Genomic DNA, 21,647 nt, shown 5'->3' with positions numbered 1-21,647 from the left:
GAAACGGTGCTTATATGCGCGCTTCGCGAGCCTGATAGAGGGGCTTGAGAGAACATCAGGGAGTGCTCAATGAAAAAGACAATGACTTTTGCAGCCGCGTTGCTGGCTGCAAGCGTCCTCAGCGGCATGGCCAGTGCTAAGACGCTCGTCTATTGCTCGGAAGCGTCGCCGGCCAATTTCGATCCGGGTACGACGACCGGCGGCAACGACTTCGACGCGTCTTCGCGCACCGTCTATTCACGACTGGTCGAATTCAAGCACGGCGGCACCGAGATCGAGCCTGGTCTCGCCGACAAGTGGGAAATTTCCGACGATGGCCTGGTCTATACTTTCCACCTGCATCCAGGTGTGAAGTTCCAGACCACCGACTACTTCAAGCCGACACGCGACTTCAACGCCGATGACGTCGTCTTCTCCTTCGATCGCCAGTTCAATAAGGAGAATCCTTGGAACGGCGACAAGTATCTGCCGAACCTCACCTGGGACTATTACACCGGCATGGACATGCCGAAATACGTCGCCAAGTGGGAGAAGGTCGACGATCTCACCGTCAAGCTGACGCTGACCGAGCCCAACGCGCCGATGCTGGCCAATCTCGGCATGGATTTCGCCTCGATCGTGTCGAAGGAATATGCCGACCAGCTCCAGAAGGACGGCAAGATGGCCGACTTCTCGACCAAGCCGATCGGCACCGGTCCGTTCCAGTTCGTCGACTATCAGCTGGATTCGGTCATCCGCTATGCGGCCAACCCCGACTACTTCAAGGGCAAGGAAAAGATCGACGACCTGGTCTTTGCCATCACGCCTGACGCGACCGCCCGTATCCAGAAGGTGCTGGCCGGCGAATGCGACGTCGCGCCCTATCCGAACCCGGCCGACATCGCCACCATCAAGGCCAACAAGGACGTGACCCTGATGGATCAGGCCGGCCTGAACATCGGCTACATGAGCTACAACACCACGATCCCGCCGCTCGACAAGCCGGAAGTGCGTCATGCGCTCAACCAGGCGATCGATCGGGAATCGCTCATCAAGTCGCTGTTCCAGGATGCCGGCGCCACGCCGGCCGAAAACCTGATCCCGCCGACCATGTGGTCGTGGGACAAGGACGTGAAGACCGACGCCTACAATCCGGAAGCGGCCAAGAAGGTTCTGGCCGATGCCGGGCTGAAGGAAATCCAGCTCTGGGCCGCCGATCGCGTTCGTCCCTACAACCCGAACTTCCAGCGCGCGGCCGAACTGATCCAGGCCGACTGGGCCAAGGTCGGCGTCAAGGCGAATATCGTCAACTACGAGTGGACGAAGTATCGCGAGGAAGGCAAGAAGAAGGACCGCCCCGGCGCCTTCCAGATCGGCTGGACCGGCGACAATGGCGATCCGGACAATTTCTTCGCCACCCTCTTCGCCTGCTCCGCCATCGGCGTCTCGAACTACTCCAGCTGGTGCGACAAGGATTTCGAGGACCTGATCCAGAAGGCCAAGAAGACCAGCGACCAGGCCGAGCGCACCAAGCTCTACGAGCAGGCGCAGGTGATCTTTGCCAAGGAAGCTCCGGCTTTCCTGCTGGCCCACAGCCAGGTTTACGCGGTCGTTCGCAATAATGTCAGCGGGTTCAAGATGGACCCGCTCGGCATTCATCGCTTCGACGGCGTTGACAAGGCCGAGTAATATTGCGAACGGGGCGACGCCAACTCCGGCGCCGCCCCATTCCATTTGACGATGCTCCGATATCTTCTCCACAAAATCGCCCTCCTGATCCCGACCCTGGTCGGCATCACCATCTGCGCGTTCGCGTTCGTCCGGCTGCTGCCCGGCGACCCGATCCTCGCCATGGCGGGCGAGCATGGCGTCGCCCCCGCCCGCTACGAAGAGCTCAAGCAGCAGTTCGGCTACAACCTGCCGATCTGGGAGCAGTATGCGCGCTATGTCGGTGAGGTCGCCACCGGCGATTTCGGCGTCTCCATTTCTTCCAAGCGCCCGGTCCTCGAGGAGTTCAAGACACTCTTCCCGGCGACGCTGGAACTGTCCTTCTTCGCCATGATCTTCGCCATGGTGCTCGGCGTTCCCGCCGGCATCTTCGCCGCCGTCAAGCGCGGCTCATGGTTCGATCAATCGCTGATGGGCACGGCTCTCGTCGGCTATTCCATGCCGATCTTCTGGTGGGGCCTTTTGCTCATCATCTTCTTTTCCGGCTATCTCGGCTGGACGCCGGTCTCGGGCCGCATCGGCCTGCAGTTCTTCTTCAAGCAGATCACCGGCTTCATGACCATCGACAGCCTGCTCTACGGCAAGTGGGACGCGTTCCGCTCCGCGCTCAGTCACCTCGTCTTGCCGGCGATCGTGCTCGGCACCATTCCGCTGGCGGTGATCGCCCGACAGACGCGATCGGCCATGCTTGAGGTGCTGGGCGAGGATTATGTCCGCACCGCGCGCGCCAAGGGCCTTTCGTCAGCCCGCGTCGTCGGCGTGCATGCGCTCCGCAACGCGCTGATCCCGGTGGTCACCACCATCGGCCTGCAGGTCGGCACGCTGCTTGCCGGCGCCATCCTCACCGAAACCATCTTCGCCTGGCCGGGCATCGGCAAGTGGATGGTCGATTCCATCTTCAAGCGCGACTATGTCGTCGTGCAGTCAGGCCTGCTTTTGATCGCGCTCATCGTCATGGCGGTGAACCTCATCGTAGATGTACTCTATGCCGTCATCAACCCGCGCATTAGGGCGGCATAAATGAGCCAGTCGACGGAAATCGCCCCAATGGCGGCGGGCAGCCCGGATCGTCTCACCGGCTTCAAGACCTTCTGGCACTATTTCTCGGTTAACCGCGGCGCCGTGATCGGCCTGTTCGTCTTCATCCTGCTGGTGCTGGCCGCGCTCTTGGCGCCGCTGCTCGCGCCCTATGCGCCCGACGTGCAGGACAAGACCGCGTTCCTCAGGCCTCCGGCCTGGCAGGCCGGCGGCAGCACGCAATATCTGCTTGGCACCGACCCGGTCGGCCGCGACATCCTCTCGCGCCTGCTCTATGGCGCGCGCTTCTCGCTACTGATCGGCGCCGTCGTGGTTACGCTTGCCCTCACCGGCGGCATCACGCTCGGCCTGCTGGCCGGCTATTTCCGCGGCTGGGTCGACGTCGCGATCATGCGCGTCATGGACCTGATCCTGGCCTTCCCGTCGCTGCTTTTGGCGCTGGTTCTGGTCACCATCCTCGGCCCGGGCCTGTTCAATGCGATGCTGGCGATCTCGCTGGTGCTGCAGCCACATTTCGCCCGCCTGGTGCGTGCGGCGGTGATGGCCGAGAAAAGCCGGGAATATGTCGTCGCGGCCAAGGTCGCCGGCGCCGGCCACGTCAGGCTGATGCTCGCCACCATCCTGCCTAACTGCCTGGCGCCCTTGATCGTCCAGGGCACGCTATCCTTCTCCAACGCCATCCTGGAAGCCGCCGCGCTTGGCTTCCTCGGCCTCGGCGCCCAGCCGCCGACGCCGGAATGGGGCACCATGCTTGCCTCGGCGCGTGAATTCATCCTGCGCGCCTGGTGGGTGGTCACTTTCCCGGGTCTCGCCATCCTCATCACCGTGCTCGCCATCAACCTGGTCGGCGACGGCCTGCGCGATGCCCTCGATCCCAAGCTCAGGAGGTCGTGATGGCGCTGCTCGACATCCAGAATCTCGTCGTCGAATTCCAGACCGCGTCCGGCCCATTCCGCGCCGTCGACGGAGTCTCGCTCCATGTCGACGAACGCGAGGTCCTCGCCATCGTCGGCGAATCCGGCTCCGGCAAGTCGGTGTCGATGCTGGCCGTGATGGGCCTCCTGCCATGGACGGCCACGGTGACGGCCGACAAGATGAGCTTCAATGGCCGCGACCTCCTGAAGATGGGCCCGGCCGAGCGGCGCAAGATCGTCGGCAAGGATATGTCGATGATCTTCCAGGAGCCGATGGCCAGCCTCAATCCCTGCTTCACGGTCGGCTTCCAGATCGAGGAAGTGCTGCGCTTTCATATGGGCATGGATAAAGCGCAGCGCCGGGAGCGCGCCATCGAGCTGTTGAAGCAGGTCGGCATTCCTGAGCCAGCCGAGCGGCTGAGCTCCTTTCCGCATCAGATGTCCGGCGGCCAGTGCCAGCGCGTCATGATCGCGATTGCCATCGCCTGCAATCCGAAGCTTTTGATCGCCGATGAACCGACGACCGCGCTCGACGTCACCATCCAGAAGCAGATCCTCGATCTCCTGGTCTCGCTGCAGGCCAAATACGGCATGGGCCTGATCATGATCACCCACAATATGGGCGTGGTGGCCGAGACCGCCGATCGCGTCATCGTCCAGTACAAGGGCCGCAAGATGGAAGAGGCCGACGTGCTGTCGCTCTTCGAATCGCCGAAGAGCAATTACACGCGCGCGCTGCTCTCGGCGCTGCCGGAGAATGCCGTCGGCGACCGGCTGCCGACCGTCTCCGACATGCTGTTCGAGCCGGCGCCCCAGGGAGCTAGTGCATGACCGGAACCGGCGCATGACCAAGGTCGTCGAAGGCAAGAACATCGTGCGCGACTATCATGTCGGCGGCGGCTTGTTCCGCGGCGCGCGCACCGTGCATGCGGTGAAGGGCGTTTCGTTCGGTGTCGAGAAGGGCAAGACGTTGGCAATCGTCGGCGAGAGCGGCTGCGGCAAGTCCACGCTCGCCCGCATCATCACGCTGATCGATCCGGCCACCTCGGGCGAGCTGTTCATCGACGGCAACAAGGTCGACATCGCCAGGGACGGTCTCTCCAAGGAGATGCGCCGCAAGGTGCAGATCGTCTTCCAGAACCCTTATGGCTCGCTGAACCCGCGCCAGAAGATCGGCGACGTGCTCGGCGAGCCGCTGCTCATCAACACCGACAAGCCGGCCGAGGAGCGCCGCGACCTTGCGATGAAGATGCTGAAGAAGGTCGGGCTGGGACCGGAGCATTACAACCGCTACCCGCACATGTTCTCGGGCGGCCAGCGCCAGCGCATCGCCATCGCCCGCGCGCTGATGCTGAACCCGAGCCTCTTGGTGCTGGACGAGCCGGTCTCGGCGCTTGACCTCTCGGTGCAGGCGCAGGTGCTCAATTTGCTCGCCGACCTGCAGGACGAGTTCCAATTGACCTACGTCTTCATCAGCCACGACCTGTCGGTGGTGCGCTATATCGCCGACGACGTCATGGTCATGTATTTCGGCGAAGCCGTCGAATACGGTCCGCGCGACGAGGTCTTTTCAGACCCCAAGCACGCCTACACCAAGACCCTGTTTGCCGCGACGCCGCGCGCCGACGTGACAAGCATCAAGGCGAGGCTGGCGAAGAAGAAGGCGGCTTAACGTTTGCTTTGTTCTCGCGCGGAGCAAGAGCGGAAGCCTCTCGGATAGGGCGATTAAGAAGGTACTGTGGCGCCGCGTTCCTTCACACCCCCCTCTGTCCTGCCGGACATCTCCCCCGCAAGGGGGGAGATTGGCAGCTTCGCCGGCGCCGCTCCTCCTCCGGCGCAGGCGATTGGCGAAAAGCGTAGTGACATCCGATCTCCCCCCTTGCGGGGGAGATGTCCGGCAGGACAGAGGGGGGTGCTGCCCCGCCAGCATCGCGAAGGCTAACACAGCCGCGGCGCTCTGAAGTCACGGCAAGATGGCGCTGACCTCCCCTCGCGGGGAGATCAGATCACGCCAACTTCGCAACAATCGCCCGCAACGCTTCCCCAAACCGCCGCACTTCCTGCACCGTGTTGTAGTGCACCAGCGAGGCGCGGACCGCGCCGCTGTCCATCGAGAGGTTGAGCCGCTTCATCAGCCGCGGCGCATACATATGGCCGTCGCGGATGCCGATCTGCATGGCGGCCATTTCCTCGACGATCCGCTGCGGCGACAGCTTGCCGATGTTGAAGCAGAAGGTCGGCACCCGCTCGTGAATCCGCGCTTCGTCGGCGACACCGTAGATGGTGGCATTGCAATCCTTCAGCACCTTCATCATCTCGCGCGCCAGCATCAGTTCGTAGTCGCGGATGGCGTTCATGCCGGCGACGATGTTGTCGCGGCGCGAGCGGTTGTTCTCTGGCAGGAGGTTGCGGCCGATCGATTCCAGGTAGCGCACGGCCGCGTCCATGCCGGAGACGTTCTCGTAGATGAAGGTGCCGGCCTCGACTTTATACGGCGGCTCGTCGGGAATGAAATCCTCGCGGAAGGTCGGCAGCCGCTTCAGCGTTTCGAAGCGGCCCCACAGGAACCCCATATGCGGCGAGAAATTCTTGTAGCCGGAGCAGACGAGGTAGTCGCAGTCCCAGGCCTGCACGTCCATCAGTCCGTGCGGTCCGTAATGCACGCAGTCGAGGAACACCTCGGCGCCGGCCGCATGGGCGATCCTGCCCACCGAAGCAACATCGACGATCGAGCCGATCGAATGCGCCGTCACCGTGCAGGCGACGAGCCGGGTGCGCTCCGACACCAACGGCTTGAGGTCGTCGACATGGAGGTTGCCGTCCTCGCGCATGCGCCACCATTTGAACTTGGCGCCTGCCGGCTCCAGCGCCAGCCAGGTGGCGATGTTCGCGTCATGATCCATGTCGGTGATGACGATCTCGTCCCGTCCACCATCTGTGTCCTTGGCAAGCATCTGGCCGATGCCGAGGCTGACCAGGCGGATGAATGAGGTTGCGTTCATGCCGAAGCAGATTTCGGACGGGCTGTAGGCGTTGATCAAAAGCGCCACGCTTTCGCGCGCCTCGGCGACCGACTGGTCGACCGTGACGCTGCGGCCATAGCGGCCGCCGCGCTGCACATTGTGCGAAACCAGATGGTTGGTCACCGCATCCAGCACGCTTTGCGGGATCTGCGCGCCCGCGGCATTGTCCAAGAAGATGAAATCGCCGGCTCGCTGGAGTGCCGGGAACATGTCCCGGATTTTTTCGACGGGGAATGCGGCGGCGTTCGTGGTGTCGGTCTGATGCTTGTTCACGGGGGTACGCTCCTGCGGGGACTAGGACGGGGATCGGTTGGTGAGGTCAGCGCGTCTTTTCGGTCTGGAAGCGGCGCTCGAGCAGGCTGACCAGGCGGACCATCGGCCAGAGGAAGATGAGATAGACGAGAGCGGCGCCGATCAGCGGCGAGGGGTTGGCATAGAGCGACTGCGCGTTGGTCGCTTCCTTGAGCAGTTCCGGCAGTGCCACGGTCGAGGCAAGCGAGGTGTCCTTGAACATCGAGACGCAGTTGCTGGTCATCGGCGGGATGACCACGCGCACCGCTTGCGGCAGCACCACCTTGCGCAGGGTGAGCAGGAACGGCAGGCCAAGCGCCTGCGCCGCCTCGAACTGTCCGCGCGGAATGCTTTCGATGCCCGAGCGGAACACTTCGGCCGAATAGGCCGACATGATGATGGCGAAAGCGGTCACCGCGGACGCCCAGGACGACAGCCGGATGCCGAGGAAGGGCAGCGCGTAGTAGATCAGGATCAGCACCACCAGCACCGGCAGGGCGCGAAAGATGTCGGTGTAGCCGATGGCGAGCCACCGCAGCGGCTTCGGCGCGTAGAGCCGCACCAGGCTGATCGCCAGCCCCGCGGCGATGCCGATGACGATGCTCATCACCCCGAGCAGCAGCGTGTTGAGGAAGCCGCGCAGCAAGGCCGGCAGGCTGGACGCGATAACATCGGGATTGAAGAAGGTGTCGATCAGCGACATGGCAGCGTTCTCGAACCGTTTTTGCGCCCAGAGCAATTCCAGGAAAAGTGTGAAGCGGTTTTCCGTCCGGAATTGCGGCAAATGAAGGTTATAGACGCCAGAGCGGGGCCCGAAACGTCAACTTAGGTCTGCGCTGCGGTTCCGGGAAATTCAAGGAAACGAGCCGTGCCGGTCTGGAAGGCCGGCACGGCTCGCTCTTGTCGATCCGCTCAGGCCTTGGGCAGCGGCATTTCCTTGACGGTGGAGGAATCCGTCGGAGCATCGCTGTCGAACCACTTCTTATGGATCGCGGCCAGCGTCCCGTCCTTCTTCATCGCCGTCAGCGCGTCGTTCAGCTTGCCGAGCAAGGGGTGGTCCTTGGTCATCATCAAGCCATACTGCTCGCCGGTCTTGATGCGTTCCTTGACGACGAGATCCTTCATCTTCTTGAAGGAGTACTGCATGCCGGGGATGTCGCTGACGGCGGCGTCGACGCGGCCGGCGCTGAGGTCGAGCAAAAGGTTCTGCTGTGTGTCGTAGCCTTTCACGTCGCTGAAGCCATCGGCCTGCTGATGGTCCTTGACCCAGGTTTCGCCGGTCGAGCCGGAAAGCACGCCGACGACCTTGCCCTTGAGGTCGGCCTCGGCATTGATCGCGCTGTCGGCCTTGGTGGCGATGCCCATGTCGGAATCATAGTAGGGCTGCGTGAAGGACTGGGACTTCAGCCGCTCCTGCGTGATGGTGATCGAGGAGATGGCGACGTCGATGCGCTTGGAGGTGGTGGCCGCGAACAGCGCCTGGAAACCGAGGTCGGCGATGTCGGTGGTCATGCCGATGCGCTTGGCCGCCTCGTTGACGATATCGACCTCAAAACCCTCGAAGGTGCCGCTCTCGTTCTTGTACTCGAAAGGCGGATTGGTCGGATAGGCGCCGACATTGAGCACGTCCGCGGCGTAAGCCGTGGCGGGGCTGGCGGCGATGCCGATGGCGGCGGCCATGAGAAGCAGGTTGCGACGAGTAAAGCTCATTTTTGTTCCCTCTGTTGTTGAACGGGCGGGTTGTTCCCGCACGGTTTTTGCCGCCCCGCTTCCGGCAGGGCGTCAATTCATTGCGGCGGTATCGCCCTCGCCGTACCAGAGCGCGATGACATCGCCCGCGCGCGTACCGCGAGGTTGCCGATGTTTTCGGTGTGCAGGTCGCGGATCTGGGCACGCACGCCATCGAAAGCATAGCGCGAGCTGGACGATGATTGGGGCAACACAAACGACAAGGACTGAAACCCCTCCCACCAGCGATGGACTGCCCGGCAAGCCCCCTCCGGCGCGGCAGTCGCTATCGATTTTGGATGCTATCCAAAGTGCGGCGCTTTTCAAGGCAAAAGTTTTAAGCTTAAAAAGTTCGGCCGGCCTGTTGTTCCGCCGATACGCCTTCTAACCTCGACTGTTCTAGCCCAGTTCGGCGCGCGCAGCCGTACAGTTGGCCGCTGTGCCGGCGCCAAGGAACATCGTGTCGCTGGCCAGCACGAAGAAACTCGCGCCGATGGCCGCCCATCGGCTGACATTCTGCGGGCTGGCGCAGAATATGCCGGCGGTCCTGCCATGCGCGACCGTCGCGCCGATAATGGTCTTGATCGCCGCATTGAGTTTGTCTGCGCCGGCAGGTCCGGTTGCGTCGATCGATACCGAAAGATCGCCGGGGCCGACGAAGATCAGATCGATGCCATCGACCGCCGCGATCGCTTCGATATTGGCGAGCCCTTCGGCCGTCTCCACCTGAACTGCGACCACGATCCGCTCATTGGCGGCGGCAAGATATTCGGGAATGCGATAGCCGTAGCCCGCGGCCCGGCCGGGGCCGACGCCGCGCTCGCCCAGCGGCGGATAGCGCGAGGCCTTGACGGCCATCGCCGCCTGGGCCGCTGTCGAGACGCGCGGGATCAGCACGCCTTGCGCGCCGCTGTCCAGCGCCGCCTGGATGGCTTCCGGTGCATGGCCGGGAACGCGCACCATGGCCGGCACGCGATGCACGTCGGCGGCGCGCACCATGGCCTCGATCGTCTCGCGCGAGATCTGCGCGTGCTCCCAGTCGATGCACAGGAAATCGAGGCCGGACGACGCCATGACCTCGACGGCCACTGGATGGGGAATGGCGGCAAACGAGCCAATGAGGTTCGTCTTGCCGATGCATTTCTGGCGGAACTCGCTCATGCCGATTCCCCTTCGTGTTGCTCAATGCATATCTGCAAACGGCTGCGCCGCGAAGCTATTTCAGGCTTGAAATATTTTCACGCCGGCCTAGCGTGTGGCGTCCCGCCACGAGTTTCCGAGATGATCAAGACGCATCCCCTGCACGGCCCGAACAGACTGAAGCTCGGCGTCTTCTCGACCAACGCCGATGGCGGCCTTGCCATCACCGATGTGCCGGAACGCTGGACCGCGAGCTGGCAGGACAATCTGACGGCGGCGCAGATCGCCGACCGCGCGGGTCTTGAATTCATGCTGCCGATCGCGCGCTGGCGTGGCTTCGGCGGCCGCAACAAGGTGCGCGAATTCTCGTTCGAGACCTTCACCTGGGCCGCGGCGCTGGCGGCCGCGACGGATCGGATCGGTCTGTTCATGACGGTGCATGTGCCGCTGGTGCATCCGCTCTACGCAGCCAAGGCGCTGGCGACGGTCGATCACATCAGCCAGGGCCGCGCCGGCTTGAACATCGTCTGCGGCTGGAACCCGAAGGAATTCGGCATGTTCGGCACGCCGCTGGTCGAGAAGGGTTATGACCAGGCAGCGGAATGGATTGAAATCCTCGAGCGGCTCTATGCATCGAGCGAGCCACTCGACTATGAAGGCACTTATTATCGGCTGAAGGAGGCGGTGAGCCGGCCGGCCAGTCTTCAGGTTCCGCGCCCTGTGACCATGAACGCTGCTTTCGGCGGCCCGGGCCGGGATTTCGCTGCCGCCAGATGCGACTATCTGTTCACGACCTTCTCCGAGATGAACGATGCCGGCAAGCATGTCGCCGACATTGGCGAGCGCGCCGCAAAGGCAGGCCGCGATATCGGCGTCTATACGGTTGCGCATGTCGTCTGCCGCCCGACCATGGAAGAGGCGCAAGCCTATTACGCGCGTTACGCCGTCACGATGGCCGATCACGAAGCGGTCGACGCGCATATGGCCGGCAAGAAGGAATTCTCCCAGTCGCACGATCCGCATGCCTATGACAGCTACCGGCAGCGTTTCGCTGGTGGCGCCGGCACCTATCCGTTGATCGGCACCCCGCAGACGATTGCCGCCGACATGGCTGCCATTGCCGCGCATGGCTACCAGGGGATCGCGCTGTCCTTCGTGAACTACACGCAGGAACTGCCCTATTTCTGCGACCATGTGCTGCCGATTTTGAGACAGGCAGGACTTCGCGGGTAACTATTCTGGGATGACCGCCGTCGCCTGGATCTCCACCTTGGCGCGGTCTTCGACCAGCGCCACCACCTGCATGGCCGCCATCGCCGGGAAATGCCGGCCGATCACCTCGCGATAGGCCTCGCCGATGCCTTTGAGATTGCCGACATACTCGGCCTTGTCGGTGAAATACCATGTCATCGAGGTGATGTGCCGCGGCTCGCCACCGGCTTCGGCAAGTACGGCAACGACGTTGGCGAGCGTCTGGCGCACCTGGCCGACGAAGTCGTCGGTCTCGAACCGGCATTCGGCATTCCAGCCGACCTGGCCGCCGACGAAGACAAGCCGGCCACGCGCGGCCACGCCATTGGCATAGCCGATCGGTTTAGCCCAGCCTTCCGGCTGCAGAATGGTGTGCATGTCTAGCCTCCCCCTAATTCAAACTCGGTTCTCACGACGCTCCCATGACCTGCCTGGCGATCACCACCTTCTGCACGTCGGAAGCGCCCTCATAGATGCGCAGCGCCCGGATCTCGCGATAGAGGCTCTCGACGATGTGGCCCTTGCGCACGCCGTCGCCGCCATGCAGCTGCACCGCCTTGTCGATCACCTGCTGCGCCTTGTCGGTGGCGAAGAGCTTGGCCATCGCCGCCTCGCGCGTCACCCGCGCGGCCCCCATGTCCTTGGTCCAGGCGGCGCGATAGATCAGCAGGGCCGCCGCATCGACATCGAGCGCCATGTCGGCGATATGGCCCTGCACCATCTGCAGCTCCGCCATCGGCGCGCCGAACAGTTTCCGCTCGGCCACTCTGCTGACGCTCTCGTCCAGCGCGCGCCGCGCGAAGCCGAGGGCCGCGGCGCCGACGGTGGAGCGGAAGACGTCGAGCACCGACATGGCGATGCGGAAACCGTCGCCGGGCTTGCCGATCAGGGCGGAAGCCGGGACGCGGACATTATCGAAGGAAAGCCGCGCCAGAGGGTGAGGGGCGATCACCTCCAGCCGCTCGGCGATGCCAAGGCCCTTGGCGTCGCCAGGCACGATGAAGGCGGAAATTCCTTTCGCACCCGGCGCCTCGCCGATGCGGGCGAAGACGACGTAGAGATTGGCGATACCGCCGTTGGAGATCCAAGTCTTTTCGCCCGACAGGACATAGTCGTCGCCGTCGCGAACGGCCGTCATCTCCATATTGGCGACATCGGACCCGGAGCGCGGCTCCGACAGCGCAAAGGCCGAGATCGCCCGACCGGCCCGCGTCTCCTTCAGCCATCCCTGCTGGTCCGGCGCGCCGAACAGCGAGACCGCGCCCGTGCCTAACCCCTGCATGGCGAAGGCGAAGTCGGCGAGCCCGTCATGGCGAGCCAGCGTTTCACGGGTGATGCACAGTGTGCGGACATCGAGCGGCCCGGGGTTGGCCGGATCGAGCGCCGTTGGTTTCAGCCAGCCGTCACGGCCGAGCTTCGCCACGAGTTCGCGGCAGGCGGCATCGACGTCGAGATGATCGACGGGGAGGTTGCTCGCGCACCAGGTTTCGAGGCGTTCCGCAAGTTGGCGGTGGTGGCCTTCGAAGAAGGGCCAGGAAAGGAAGGAACGGTCAGGCATGGAGAAAGCCTCCAGCGTCGCGTTCCTTCACACCCCCCTCTGTCCTGCCGGACATCTCCCCCGCAAGGGGGGAGATCAGCTGAACGTCACGCCTTCGCCACTTGCCGGTGCAGGACGAGCGGCGACGTCGGAGCTGCCAATCTCCTCCCTTGCGGGGGAGATGTCCGGCAGGACAGAGGGGGGTGCCTGGGCGAAAACCGTCCATCCTCAATTCCCCTCGAACACCGGCTTTTCCTTCGCCAGGAACGCCTTGTACGCCCGCTCGAAATCGCCGGTCTGCATGCAGATCGCCTGCGCTTGCGCTTCCGCCTCGATCGCCTGGTCGAGGCCCATCGACCATTCCTGGTTGAGCTGCGTCTTGGTGATGCCGTGCGCGAAGGTTGGCCCCGAGACGATACGCGCCGCCATCTCGAGCGCATCGGCCTCGAGCGAAGCTGCATCGACCAGGCGGTTGTAGAATCCCCAGCGCTCGCCTTCGGCGGCACTCATTGTGCGGCCGGTGTAAAGCAGTTCGGCCGCGCGGCCCTGGCCGATGATGCGCGGCAGGATCGCACAGGCGCCCATGTCGCAGCCGGCAAGCCCGACACGCGTGAACAGGAAGGCGGTCTTGGCTTCCGGCGTGGCGATGCGGATGTCGGAGGCCATCGCAATGATGGCGCCGGCGCCGACCGCGACGCCGTCGACTGCCGAAATGATCGGCTTGCCGCAATTGAGCATCGCCTTGACGAAGTCGCCGGTCATGCGCGTGAAGGCAAGCAGCGCCTTCATGTCCATCTTGACCAGCGGACCGATGATGTCGTGGACATCGCCACCCGAGCAGAAATTGCCGCCATTTGGCAGGAACACCACGGCATCGACATCGTCGGCGTAGACGAGGTCGCGAAACGTATCGCGCAGTTCCGCATAGCTGTCGAAAGTCAGCGGGTTCTTGCGCTCGGGCCGGTCGAGCCGGATTTTCGCGATCCGGCCGTCGACCTCCCACAAGAAGTTCTTCGGCTTGAGCTTGGCCATGGCGCTCATTCGCGTCCCTCCCAATTGCTGCGGAACGATTTCAGCATGCCGGTCAGCCGCCGCGCCTCGTCCTCGCTGACATTGCCGAGCAGCTCGCCGACCCAATTCTCATGCGCGGCGGCGATCGCGGCGAAAGACTTCGAGCCTTCCTCGGTCAGCCGCACCATCGAGGTGCGGCGGTCGCCATTGCGGCGTGCGCGGGTGACAAGCCCCTCCGAAACGAGCCGGTCGACGATGCCCGTCACATTGCCGTTCGACACCAGCAGGAAGCGCGACAGGTCGCTCATCAGCATGCCCTCCGGCGAGCGGTAGAGCGCCGCCATCACGTCGAAGCGCGGCAGCGTGGTGTCGAACTCCTTCTTCAGCCGCTCGCGCAGCTCAGCCTCGATGGTGCGCGAGGCGCGCAGCAGGCGTATCCACAGCCGCAGCCTGTCCTTGCCCGGTCCGGCGGAGGTCGGTCCCGCTACCATGTTTCGCCTCCCGAGACCGAGATCGCCTGTCCGGTGATTGACCGCGCAGCATCGCTGCACAGCCACAGCACCGCCGAGGCGACTTCTCCGGGCTGGATGAAACGTCCTTGCGGATTTGTCGCCGACAGGGTCTGCCGCGCTTCCTCGACTGAACGGCCGGTCTTCTCGACGATACGCGCGATGGAATCCTCCAGCATTTCGGTTTCGACGAAGCCCGGGCAGACGGCGTTGACGGTGATACCGGACTTAGCGGTTTCGGAGGCAAGCGCCCGCATCAAACCGACCACACCATGCTTGGCGGCCACATAAGGTGCGACATAGGCATAGCCTTTCAGGCCGGCGGTCGAGGCGACGAAGACGATGCGGCCTTGTTTGCGCGCCAGCATGCTGGGCAACGCCGGCTTCACCGTCAGGAAGGCGCCGGTGAGGTTGACGTCGAGCGTGCGCTGCCAGTCGGCCAGCGCGGTCTTGTGTGCCGGCGCGCTGCCAGCCATGCCGGCGTTGGCGACGACGATGTCGAACGGTCCGCGCGCTGCTTCCGCCTTGCCGTGGAGGGCCGTCATCTCGGTTTCATTGGTAACATCCGCCGCGATGGGGAATATCCGATCGCTTTCCTTCGCGACCTCGGCAAGGGCAGCCTCGCGCCGCCCGCAGATCGTGACGTTCAGCCCTGCTTGCGCCAGCGCTTCCGCAATGGCTTTGCCGACGCCCGAGCCGCCACCGGTGACCAGCGCATGCTTGCCGGTGATTTCCCGCGTCGCGCTCATACCTTGAGCCCCGCTGCCGCGTCGCGCTCGGCCAGCCGATAGATCTGGTCGCGCCCGGGCAGATAGGGATCGGGCCATTTGACGCCGCGGTCGCCGAGTGTCACCGCCGCATGCAGCGTCCAGTAGGGATCGGCAAGATGCGGCCGCGCCAGCGCCACCAGATCGGCGCGGCCGGCCATCAGGATCGAATTGGCGTGGTCCGGCTCATAGATGTTGCCGACTGCCATCGTCGCCATGCCGACCTCGTTGCGGATACGGTCGGAAAACGGCGTCTGGAACATGCGGCCATAGACCGGTTTCGCAGCGATCGAGGTCTGCCCGGCGGACACGTCGCAAAGGTCGATACCGGCCTCATGCAGCAGCCTGGCGATCTCGACCGCGTCCGAAGGCGTGACGCCTTCGATGCCGACCCAGTCATTGGCCGAGATGCGCATCGAGATCGGTTTCTCGGCCGGCCACACGGCGCGCACCGCATGGAAGATTTCCAGCGGATAGCGCATGCGGTTTTCCAGCGAACCGCCATACTCATCGGTGCGGCGGTTGGTCAGCGGCGTGATGAAGGCCGACAGCAGATAGCCGTGCGCGGCATGGATTTCCAGCATGTCGAAGCCGCAGCGCACGGCCATTTCCGCCGAGGCGACGAACTGGTCGCGGACCAGGTCCATGTCGGCGCGGTCCATCGCCTTCGGCACCTGGTTCTTCGGCGACCATGGCACGGCTGAAGGCGCCATCACCGGCCAGTTGCCGGAAGGCAGCGGCACGTCGGTTCCTTCCCATCCGACCCGGGTCGAGCCCTTGGCGCCGGAATGGCCGATCTGGGCGCAAATCTTTGCTTCGGTCTCGGCATGGACGAAATCGACCAGCCGCGTCCAGGCGATCTCATGCTCCGGCTTGTAGAAGCCTGGACATCCGGGCGTGATGCGTCCCTCCGGGCTGACGCAGGTCATCTCGATGTAGAGCAGGCCGGCGCCGCCCTTGGCGCGCTCGGCGTAGTGCGAAAAATGCCAGTCGGTCGGGCAGCCGTCGACCGCCTTGTACTGCGCCATCGGCGAAACGACGATACGGTTGTTGAGCGTCATGTCGCGCAGCTTGAACGGCGCGAACATCGGCGCGCGGCGTAAGCTGTTGCCGCCGGCGCCGGCCTTGCGCTGGAACCACTCTTCCGCACCAGCCAGCCATTCGGCATCACGCAGGCGAAGGTTCTCATGGCTGATGCGCTGCGAGCGGGTAAGCAGCGAATAGTTGAACTGAACTGGATCGAGACCGAGATATCGTTCGACTTCCTCGAACCATTCGAGCGAATTGCGCGCCGCCGACTGCAGCTTCAGCACCTCGGTGCGCCGCGCATCCTCGTATTTGCGGAAGGCCGCCTCGAGGTCAGGCTCGGACTCGACATAGTCGGCCAGCGCCACAGCGCTTTCCAGCGCCAGCTTGGTGCCGGAGCCGATCGAGAAATGCGCTGACGCCGCGGCGTCGCCCATCAGCGCCAGGTTCTTGTATGACCAGCGCTCGCACAGCACGCGCGGGAAGTTGATCCAGGCCGAGCCTCTTATGTGGTTGGCGTTGGTCATCAGCGGATGGCCGCCGAGATGTTTTTCGAAGATGCGCTCGCAGACCGCGATCGATTCCTGCTGCGTCATCGCGCCGAAGCCGAAAGCGGCCCAGGTCTCTTCGCTGCATTCGACGATGAAGGTCGCGGTCTCGTTGTCGAACTGGTAGGCATGCGCCCACACCCAGCCATGCTCCGTTTTTTCGAAGATGAAGGTGAAGGCGTCGTCGAATTTCTGCGTCGTGCCGAGCCACACGAACTTGCATTTGCGGGTGTCGATGTCCGGCTTGAAGACGTCGGCGAAGGTGGCGCGGGACTTCGAGTTCAACCCGTCGGAAGCGACCACGAGGTCGTGCGTTTCCATGAAGGGTTTCGGGTCGGAGATGTCGGTCTCGAACATCATTTTGATGCCGAGCTCGCGGGCGCGGCGCTGCAGCAGGACCAGGAGCCGCTTGCGGCCAATGCCGCAGAAGCCATGGCCGGAGGAGACGGTTCGCACGCCATCATGGATGACGGCGATATCGTCCCAATAGGCGAAATGCTTCTTGATCCAGACGGCGCTGACCGGGTCGTTCCTGGTCAGGTTCTCCAGTGTCTCCGCCGACAGCACCACGCCCCAGCCGAACGTGTCGTCCGCGCGGTTGCGCTCATAGACCGTCACCTCATGCGCGGCGTCGCGCAGCTTGAGCGAGATGGCAAAGTAGAGACCGGCCGGTCCGCCGCCGAGAACCGCAACCTTCATGTCTTGCGATCTCCTCTAGAGCAATTCCAGGAAAAATGCGTAGCGGTTTCCTTCCGGAATTGCATGAAACGCTCAAAGGGCATCCGGAACCGCCAGCTGGACCGGCGGTTCCGATTGTCAGTATTGCGCCCACGCGGAATTATTTCAAGCTTAAAGTTTTATAATTGAACGATGGTGAGACGCTTGAACGATCAGGTCACTTGGCGGGGTCCTTTGGACTCCATAGCACCGTCTCGGCGCCCTTCTCATAGGCCATGCCCTGTGGGTAGCTGATCGCCTCGAGCTGCAGGCCCCATGGCGCCTGGAAGTAGAGAATGGTCTGGCCGGCGGCCGGTCCTTCCTTCACCGGCAGCGGCCCCAGCCTGGTCTTCACGTCCTTGGCGTCGAGATAGGCTTTCGCCGCTGCGACGTCGTCGACATAGAAGGCGATGTGGAAGCCGCCGATGTCGCTGTTCTTCGGCGTCAGATCCTTCTGGTCGGGCGCGGTGTATTTGAACAGTTCGATGTTCGATCCATAGCCGCAGCGGACCATGGTGATCTCCTCGATCACCGCCTTCGGATCGACGCCGAGCAGGTCTTGCATGAAGGTTCCCTTGTCGTCGGCGAACGGCCCGAAGGCCATCGCCTTCTTGCAGCCGACGACATTGGTGAAGAAGTCGATGGCCTGCTTCATGTCGGGCACGGTGATGCCGGTGTGGTCGTGTCCGTGCATGCCGGGGATCGAATCCGCCGAGGCGGCTCCCATTGCGCCGGACAAGGAGGCCGCGAGGATCGCCGCCCAGATTGCATGTTTCATGTCACCCTCCATTGGCGGGCTGGTCTTACGTCGCGCACATCCGAAGCCCGCTGGTCGGCATGCGGAAAACTCACATCATGTCGGCGCCTTGGCCTGCAGCCAGCCCGCATCGATCTCGGGGAGCGGAATGGCGGCGAGCAGGTCGCGTGTGTAGGTCTCCCTCGGGTTCTGGAACAGCGCGTCGGTGGCGCTGGCCTCCACGATCCTGCCTTCGCGCATGACGATGACCTGCTGGCACAGCCGCCGGATCACCGACAAATCGTGGCTGATGAAGGCGACCGTCAGCCCCATCTCGGCCGCAAGCTTTTCCAGCAGCGTCAGGATCTGCGCCTGCGTCGAGACGTCGAGGCCGGAGACGATCTCGTCGGCCAGCACGAATTTCGGCGCCAGCGCCAGCGCCCGCGCGATGCCGACGCGCTGGCGCTGGCCGCCCGACAGCTCGTGGCGGTAGCGGCTGGCGAAATTCTGCGGCAGGCCGACGCGCTGCAAGGCCTCCGCCACACGCTCCTTCAGCCTGTCGCCAAGCCCGTTCTGCCTCAGGGGTGCAGCGATGATGTTGAAGATCGTGTGCCGCGGATTGAGCGACGACATCGGATCCTGGAAGATCATCTGCAGGTCGCGGCGCAGCGGCCTCAGCCCGGCTTCCGAAAGGTGGCCGATGTCGCGCCCTTCGAAGCTGATCGAGCCGGCGCTCGGCTCGATCAGCCTGACCAGCGCGCGGCCGAGCGTCGACTTGCCCGAACCGGATTCGCCGACGATGCCGGTGACCGATCCTTTCGGCAGGTCGAAGTCGAGCCCCTTGAGAATCTCGGCCAGCGGCGCCCGGCCGATCAGCGGCTTGCGCGTCATGTCGGGCAGCGCCACTTTCAGCCCGCGCACGGAAAACAGCGGCTCAGCCATGGCTGGCCCTCCATGCCTGGTCGGCGGCTACGATCTCCGCCGCCAGCCCGGCGAGCACGCTCTCGTCCACCGGCTTCAGCGACGCGAGTGGATCGGTGTAGCGCGGCGTCGCTGCCATCAGCGCCCGCGTGTAGGGATGCTTGGGATCCGCGAAGAGATCAGCGGTGTCGGCTTCCTCGACCACCTTGCCTGCATAGAGCACCGACACTCTCTGGCTGATCTTGGCGACCACGCCGAGGTCGTGGGTGACGAACAGGATCGCCGTGCCATGGTCGCGCTGCAGTTGCGCGATCAGCCGCAGAATCTGTTTCTGTACCGTCACGTCGAGTGCTGTCGTCGGCTCGTCGGCGACGATCAATCGAGGTTCCGCCGCGAAGGCGGCTGCGATCAGCACGCGCTGGCGCATGCCGCCGGACAGCTCGTGCGGATAGCATTTCAGCACGCGTTCGGGGTCGCGGATATGCACCTCGTCCAGCAATTGCCGGATGCGGGTATCGGCCCTCTCGCCGCTCCAGCCGAGGATGCGCACCAGCCGGTCCGTCATCTGCGAGCCGATGCGGCGCGACGGGTTGAGCGCGGTCAGTGGATCCTGCGGGATAAGCGCCGTGCGCGCGCCGATCAGGGTCCGGCGTGCCTTGGCATCGAGCCGGCCGAGATCCTCGCCTTCGATCAGCATCTCGCCTTCGACGATGCGTACGCTTTTCGGCAGCACGCCGAGCACCGCCTTGCCGATCATCGTCTTGCCGGCGCCGCTCTCACCGACCAGCGCGCGCACCTCGCCCGGCTGGACTGAGAGCGACACCGAACGCAGCACGCGCTGGCCGTTCGGCAGTACGGCGCTCAAGTGGCGGATATCGAGGCACGCGCTCATCGCAGCACCGGGTCGAAGCGCGCCTTCAGCGCTTCGCCGAACTGGCTGAAGGAGAGCACGGTGAGGATCAGGGTGATCAACGGGAACACCAGCACCCACCAGGCCTGATGGATCGACAGCCGGCCCTCGGCGATGATGCTGCCCCAGGTCGGATCGTCCGTCGAGATCGACAGATTGACGAAGGAGAGGATCGCCTCGACGATCACGGCAATGCCCATTTCGAGCGACAGCAGCGCCACCACCGACGGCAGCACATTGGGCAGCACCTCGCGCAGCATGATGCCGATGCGGCCATAGCCGGCGATGCGCGCGCTTTCGACATAGTCCATGCGCGCCTGGCCCATCGCCTCGGCGCGGATCACCCGGCAGAAGCGCGTCCAGTCGATGATGGCGATGGCCAGGATGACGGAACTCAGGCCGGTGCCGAGCACGGCGACCAAGAGGATGGCGAACAGCACCGGCGGGAAGGCCATCCAGACATCGACGATGCGCGAGATGATGCGATCGGCCCAGCCGCCGAAATAGCCGGCGACCAGCCCCAGCGCCGAGCCGATGACGCAGGCGGACGTCGCCGCCGCAAAGGCGACGATGAAGGCGATGCGGCCGCCGAAGATCAGCCGCGAGAGCAGGTCGCGGCCAAGGCTGTCGGTGCCCAGCCAATAGCCGGGTTCGGCGCCGTCCAGCCAGAAAGGCGGCAGGCGCTCCAGCATCAGGTCTTGCGCCAGCGGATCCTGCGGTGCGACCAGCGGCGCGAAGATCGCCGCCAGCAGCGCCAGCAGAAGCCAGCCGCCGGCAAGCCACAGCCTCGGGCTCAAACCGCGCCTGGCGACACGAGCCTCATCCATGGCGCAGCCTCGGATTGAGCAGCGCATACGTCATGTCGACGGTAAGGTTGATCAGCACGAACAGCAGCGCGAACACCAGCACGATGCCCTGGATCAGCGGCAGGTCGCGGTTGATGACGGCGTCGATCGCCATGTTGCCGAGGCCCTCATAGGAGAACAGCCGCTCGACGATGACGGTGCCGCCGATCAGGAAGGTGAACTGCACGCCGACCAGCGTCAGCGTCGGCAGCGCCGCGTTCTTCAGCGCCTCGCGCAGGATCACCTGCGTCTCGGAAAAACCCTTGACCCGTGCCAGCACGACATAGTCGAGGTCGAGCACCTCTTTCAGCGACTGCTTCAGGAGCTGTGCGATGATCGCCGCCAGCGGCAACGCCAAGGCCACGGCCGGCATCAGCATGTGTTTCAGCAGGTCCCAGGTGAGGTCGAATCGAAGCCTGAGAATGCTCTCGACCAGATAGAACTGGGTGACGAAGGGCAAATCGAGCTGCGGCGACACCCGGCCTGAAATATCGAACACGGGGATAAGCACGCCGAAGAGCAGGATCAGCACCAGGCCCCACAGGAAATCGGGGATGGAGAGCGTTGCGCCGCTGGCGATGTCGATGCCGGCCTCGACAGCCGTGCCGCGCGAGCGGGCGCCCAGGATCGCGGCCGTGGCGCCGATCGCGACCGCCATCAGCAGCGCCACGGTCGCCAGCTCCAGCGTTGCCGGCAGCCGGTTGAAGACGAGGCCAAGCACATCCTGGCGCAGCGAGATCGAGGTGCCGAAATCGCCGTGCAGAACGCCGCCGAGCCAGATGAAGAACTGCTGCACGATGCTCTTGTCGAGCCCGTAGAGCGCTCGCAGCCGCGCGATGTCGTCATTGCTGGCGCCGGGCGGCAGCATCATGGCGATCGGGTCGCCGGGCGCGACGCGGATGACGACGAAGACGACGATGGCGACGCCGAACAGCGTCACCAGCATCGTCAACAGACGAACGAGGAATCTCTGCAGCAGCATGCGCGCCTGTATGCCCAATGGCGGTTGCGCGCCGCCCGAACGAGCG

Annotated in this window: 21 protein-coding genes; 6 read left to right on the top strand and 15 right to left on the bottom strand. The window is 64.1% G+C overall.

The window, feature by feature from the left end; translation table 11 throughout:
• The first annotated feature begins 69 nt into the window (after positions 1–69).
• From YU3_RS0109375 to YU3_RS0109355, 5 genes are read left to right on the top strand one after another with little or no spacing between them, the layout of a single operon-like run.
• On the top strand, positions 70–1,668 hold the full coding sequence (locus tag YU3_RS0109375) for an ABC transporter substrate-binding protein (RefSeq protein WP_027165989.1): 1,599 nt from the start codon (positions 70–72) through the stop codon (positions 1,666–1,668).
• Positions 1,669–1,719: 51 nt separating this feature from the next.
• Positions 1,720–2,727, top strand: a complete 1,008-nt coding sequence (locus YU3_RS0109370; protein WP_027165988.1) for an ABC transporter permease subunit — start codon at positions 1,720–1,722, stop codon at positions 2,725–2,727.
• 27 nt (positions 2,728–2,754) lie between these two features.
• The gene (locus YU3_RS0109365) at positions 2,755–3,639 is read left to right on the top strand and encodes an ABC transporter permease subunit (protein WP_051333900.1); all 885 of its coding nucleotides are present in this window, start codon (positions 2,755–2,757) and stop codon (positions 3,637–3,639) included.
• Positions 3,639–4,490 carry an ABC transporter ATP-binding protein gene (locus YU3_RS36315; protein WP_084508013.1) on the top strand — a complete coding sequence of 284 codons (852 nt, stop codon included), beginning with the start codon at positions 3,639–3,641 and terminating at the stop codon, positions 4,488–4,490. The genes YU3_RS0109365 and YU3_RS36315 overlap by 1 nt, the downstream gene beginning before the upstream one ends.
• Positions 4,491–4,503: 13 nt before the next feature.
• Entirely contained in the window at positions 4,504–5,331 is an 828-nt protein-coding gene (locus YU3_RS0109355) for a dipeptide ABC transporter ATP-binding protein (RefSeq protein ID WP_027165986.1), read from the top strand.
• Positions 5,332–5,665: 334 nt separating this feature from the next.
• Here the strand turns inward: YU3_RS0109355 and YU3_RS0109350 are convergent, their stop codons facing one another.
• The 4 genes from YU3_RS0109350 to YU3_RS0109335 all read right to left on the bottom strand — a co-directional run bounded on the left by YU3_RS0109350 (position 5,666) and on the right by YU3_RS0109335 (position 9,862).
• Entirely contained in the window at positions 5,666–6,955 is a 1,290-nt protein-coding gene (locus YU3_RS0109350; protein WP_027165985.1) for a cysteine desulfurase-like protein, read from the bottom strand.
• 46 nt (positions 6,956–7,001) lie between these two features.
• Complete coding sequence (locus tag YU3_RS0109345; protein WP_027165984.1) at positions 7,002–7,676, bottom strand: amino acid ABC transporter permease; 675 nt, start codon at positions 7,674–7,676, stop codon at positions 7,002–7,004.
• A 209-nt stretch (positions 7,677–7,885) separates the two neighbouring features.
• Positions 7,886–8,683, bottom strand: a complete 798-nt coding sequence (locus YU3_RS0109340; RefSeq protein ID WP_027165983.1) for an ABC transporter substrate-binding protein — start codon at positions 8,681–8,683, stop codon at positions 7,886–7,888.
• Positions 8,684–9,100: 417 nt separating this feature from the next.
• Positions 9,101–9,862 (bottom strand): HpcH/HpaI aldolase/citrate lyase family protein, encoded by a 762-nt coding sequence (locus YU3_RS0109335; protein WP_027165982.1) that lies wholly within the window; start codon positions 9,860–9,862, stop codon positions 9,101–9,103.
• A gap of 120 nt (positions 9,863–9,982) precedes the next feature.
• Between YU3_RS0109335 and YU3_RS0109330 the strand changes: the two genes are divergently transcribed.
• Positions 9,983–11,074, top strand: coding sequence for an LLM class flavin-dependent oxidoreductase (locus tag YU3_RS0109330; protein ID WP_027165981.1), 1,092 nt, complete (start codon positions 9,983–9,985; stop codon positions 11,072–11,074).
• Here the strand turns inward: YU3_RS0109330 and YU3_RS0109325 are convergent, their stop codons facing one another.
• The 11 genes from YU3_RS0109325 to YU3_RS0109275 form a co-directional block, all read right to left on the bottom strand.
• Positions 11,075–11,470, bottom strand: coding sequence for a RidA family protein (locus YU3_RS0109325; RefSeq protein WP_027165980.1), 396 nt, complete (start codon positions 11,468–11,470; stop codon positions 11,075–11,077).
• A 31-nt stretch (positions 11,471–11,501) separates the two neighbouring features.
• Entirely contained in the window at positions 11,502–12,650 is a 1,149-nt protein-coding gene (locus YU3_RS0109320) for an acyl-CoA dehydrogenase family protein (RefSeq protein ID WP_027165979.1), read from the bottom strand.
• 207 nt (positions 12,651–12,857) lie between these two features.
• Positions 12,858–13,670, bottom strand: a complete 813-nt coding sequence (locus YU3_RS0109315; protein WP_027165978.1) for an enoyl-CoA hydratase family protein — start codon at positions 13,668–13,670, stop codon at positions 12,858–12,860.
• Positions 13,667–14,131, bottom strand: a complete 465-nt coding sequence (locus YU3_RS0109310) for a MarR family transcriptional regulator (protein ID WP_027165977.1) — start codon at positions 14,129–14,131, stop codon at positions 13,667–13,669. Before YU3_RS0109310 ends, YU3_RS0109315 begins: the two co-directional genes overlap by 4 nt.
• Positions 14,125–14,898: an SDR family NAD(P)-dependent oxidoreductase gene (locus YU3_RS0109305; protein WP_027165976.1), complete on the bottom strand. Its 774-nt coding sequence runs from the start codon at positions 14,896–14,898 to the stop codon at positions 14,125–14,127. The genes YU3_RS0109310 and YU3_RS0109305 overlap by 7 nt, the downstream gene beginning before the upstream one ends.
• On the bottom strand, positions 14,895–17,189 hold the full coding sequence (locus YU3_RS0109300) for a bifunctional salicylyl-CoA 5-hydroxylase/oxidoreductase (RefSeq protein WP_027165975.1): 2,295 nt from the start codon (positions 17,187–17,189) through the stop codon (positions 14,895–14,897). Before YU3_RS0109300 ends, YU3_RS0109305 begins: the two co-directional genes overlap by 4 nt.
• Positions 17,190–17,385: 196 nt before the next feature.
• The gene (locus YU3_RS0109295) at positions 17,386–17,985 is read right to left on the bottom strand and encodes a VOC family protein (RefSeq protein ID WP_027165974.1); all 600 of its coding nucleotides are present in this window, start codon (positions 17,983–17,985) and stop codon (positions 17,386–17,388) included.
• Positions 17,986–18,060: 75 nt separating this feature from the next.
• Positions 18,061–18,885: an ATP-binding cassette domain-containing protein gene (locus tag YU3_RS0109290; RefSeq protein ID WP_027165973.1), complete on the bottom strand. Its 825-nt coding sequence runs from the start codon at positions 18,883–18,885 to the stop codon at positions 18,061–18,063.
• Positions 18,878–19,756, bottom strand: a complete 879-nt coding sequence (locus YU3_RS0109285; protein ID WP_027165972.1) for an ABC transporter ATP-binding protein — start codon at positions 19,754–19,756, stop codon at positions 18,878–18,880. Before YU3_RS0109285 ends, YU3_RS0109290 begins: the two co-directional genes overlap by 8 nt.
• On the bottom strand, positions 19,753–20,601 hold the full coding sequence (locus YU3_RS0109280; protein ID WP_027165971.1) for an ABC transporter permease: 849 nt from the start codon (positions 20,599–20,601) through the stop codon (positions 19,753–19,755). The genes YU3_RS0109285 and YU3_RS0109280 overlap by 4 nt, the downstream gene beginning before the upstream one ends.
• Entirely contained in the window at positions 20,594–21,601 is a 1,008-nt protein-coding gene (locus tag YU3_RS0109275) for an ABC transporter permease (protein ID WP_027165970.1), read from the bottom strand. The genes YU3_RS0109280 and YU3_RS0109275 overlap by 8 nt, the downstream gene beginning before the upstream one ends.
• Between the last annotated feature and the right edge of the window lie 46 nt (positions 21,602–21,647).

Source organism: Mesorhizobium sp. WSM3224, assembly GCF_000427725.1.
In the GTDB taxonomy this organism is placed as follows: domain Bacteria; phylum Pseudomonadota; class Alphaproteobacteria; order Rhizobiales; family Rhizobiaceae; genus Mesorhizobium.
The sequence above is the reverse complement of the archived record's forward strand: the minus strand, read 5'-3'. Positions and strand labels throughout refer to the sequence as shown.

Bases quoted from the DNA above. Each gene is read 5' to 3' on its own strand.
- YU3_RS0109375 (WP_027165989.1), top strand. From the start codon at position 70: ATGAAAAAGACAATGACTTTTGCAGCCGCGTTGCTGGCTGCAAGCGTC.
- YU3_RS0109370 (WP_027165988.1), top strand. From the start codon at position 1,720: ATGCTCCGATATCTTCTCCACAAAATCGCCCTCCTGATCCCGACCCTG.
- YU3_RS0109365 (WP_051333900.1), top strand. From the start codon at position 2,755: ATGGCGGCGGGCAGCCCGGATCGTCTCACCGGCTTCAAGACCTTCTGG.
- YU3_RS36315 (WP_084508013.1), top strand. From the start codon at position 3,639: ATGGCGCTGCTCGACATCCAGAATCTCGTCGTCGAATTCCAGACCGCG.
- YU3_RS0109355 (WP_027165986.1), top strand. From the start codon at position 4,504: ATGACCAAGGTCGTCGAAGGCAAGAACATCGTGCGCGACTATCATGTC.
- YU3_RS0109345 (WP_027165984.1), bottom strand. From the start codon at position 7,676: ATGTCGCTGATCGACACCTTCTTCAATCCCGATGTTATCGCGTCCAGC.
- YU3_RS0109340 (WP_027165983.1), bottom strand. From the start codon at position 8,683: ATGAGCTTTACTCGTCGCAACCTGCTTCTCATGGCCGCCGCCATCGGC.
- YU3_RS0109335 (WP_027165982.1), bottom strand. From the start codon at position 9,862: ATGAGCGAGTTCCGCCAGAAATGCATCGGCAAGACGAACCTCATTGGC.
- YU3_RS0109330 (WP_027165981.1), top strand. From the start codon at position 9,983: ATGATCAAGACGCATCCCCTGCACGGCCCGAACAGACTGAAGCTCGGC.
- YU3_RS0109325 (WP_027165980.1), bottom strand. From the start codon at position 11,470: ATGCACACCATTCTGCAGCCGGAAGGCTGGGCTAAACCGATCGGCTAT.
- YU3_RS0109320 (WP_027165979.1), bottom strand. From the start codon at position 12,650: ATGCCTGACCGTTCCTTCCTTTCCTGGCCCTTCTTCGAAGGCCACCAC.
- YU3_RS0109315 (WP_027165978.1), bottom strand. From the start codon at position 13,670: ATGAGCGCCATGGCCAAGCTCAAGCCGAAGAACTTCTTGTGGGAGGTC.
- YU3_RS0109310 (WP_027165977.1), bottom strand. From the start codon at position 14,131: ATGGTAGCGGGACCGACCTCCGCCGGACCGGGCAAGGACAGGCTGCGG.
- YU3_RS0109305 (WP_027165976.1), bottom strand. From the start codon at position 14,898: ATGAGCGCGACGCGGGAAATCACCGGCAAGCATGCGCTGGTCACCGGT.
- YU3_RS0109300 (WP_027165975.1), bottom strand. From the start codon at position 17,189: ATGAAGGTTGCGGTTCTCGGCGGCGGACCGGCCGGTCTCTACTTTGCC.
- YU3_RS0109295 (WP_027165974.1), bottom strand. From the start codon at position 17,985: ATGAAACATGCAATCTGGGCGGCGATCCTCGCGGCCTCCTTGTCCGGC.
- YU3_RS0109290 (WP_027165973.1), bottom strand. From the start codon at position 18,885: ATGGCTGAGCCGCTGTTTTCCGTGCGCGGGCTGAAAGTGGCGCTGCCC.
- YU3_RS0109285 (WP_027165972.1), bottom strand. From the start codon at position 19,756: ATGAGCGCGTGCCTCGATATCCGCCACTTGAGCGCCGTACTGCCGAAC.
- YU3_RS0109280 (WP_027165971.1), bottom strand. From the start codon at position 20,601: ATGGATGAGGCTCGTGTCGCCAGGCGCGGTTTGAGCCCGAGGCTGTGG.
- YU3_RS0109275 (WP_027165970.1), bottom strand. From the start codon at position 21,601: ATGCTGCTGCAGAGATTCCTCGTTCGTCTGTTGACGATGCTGGTGACG.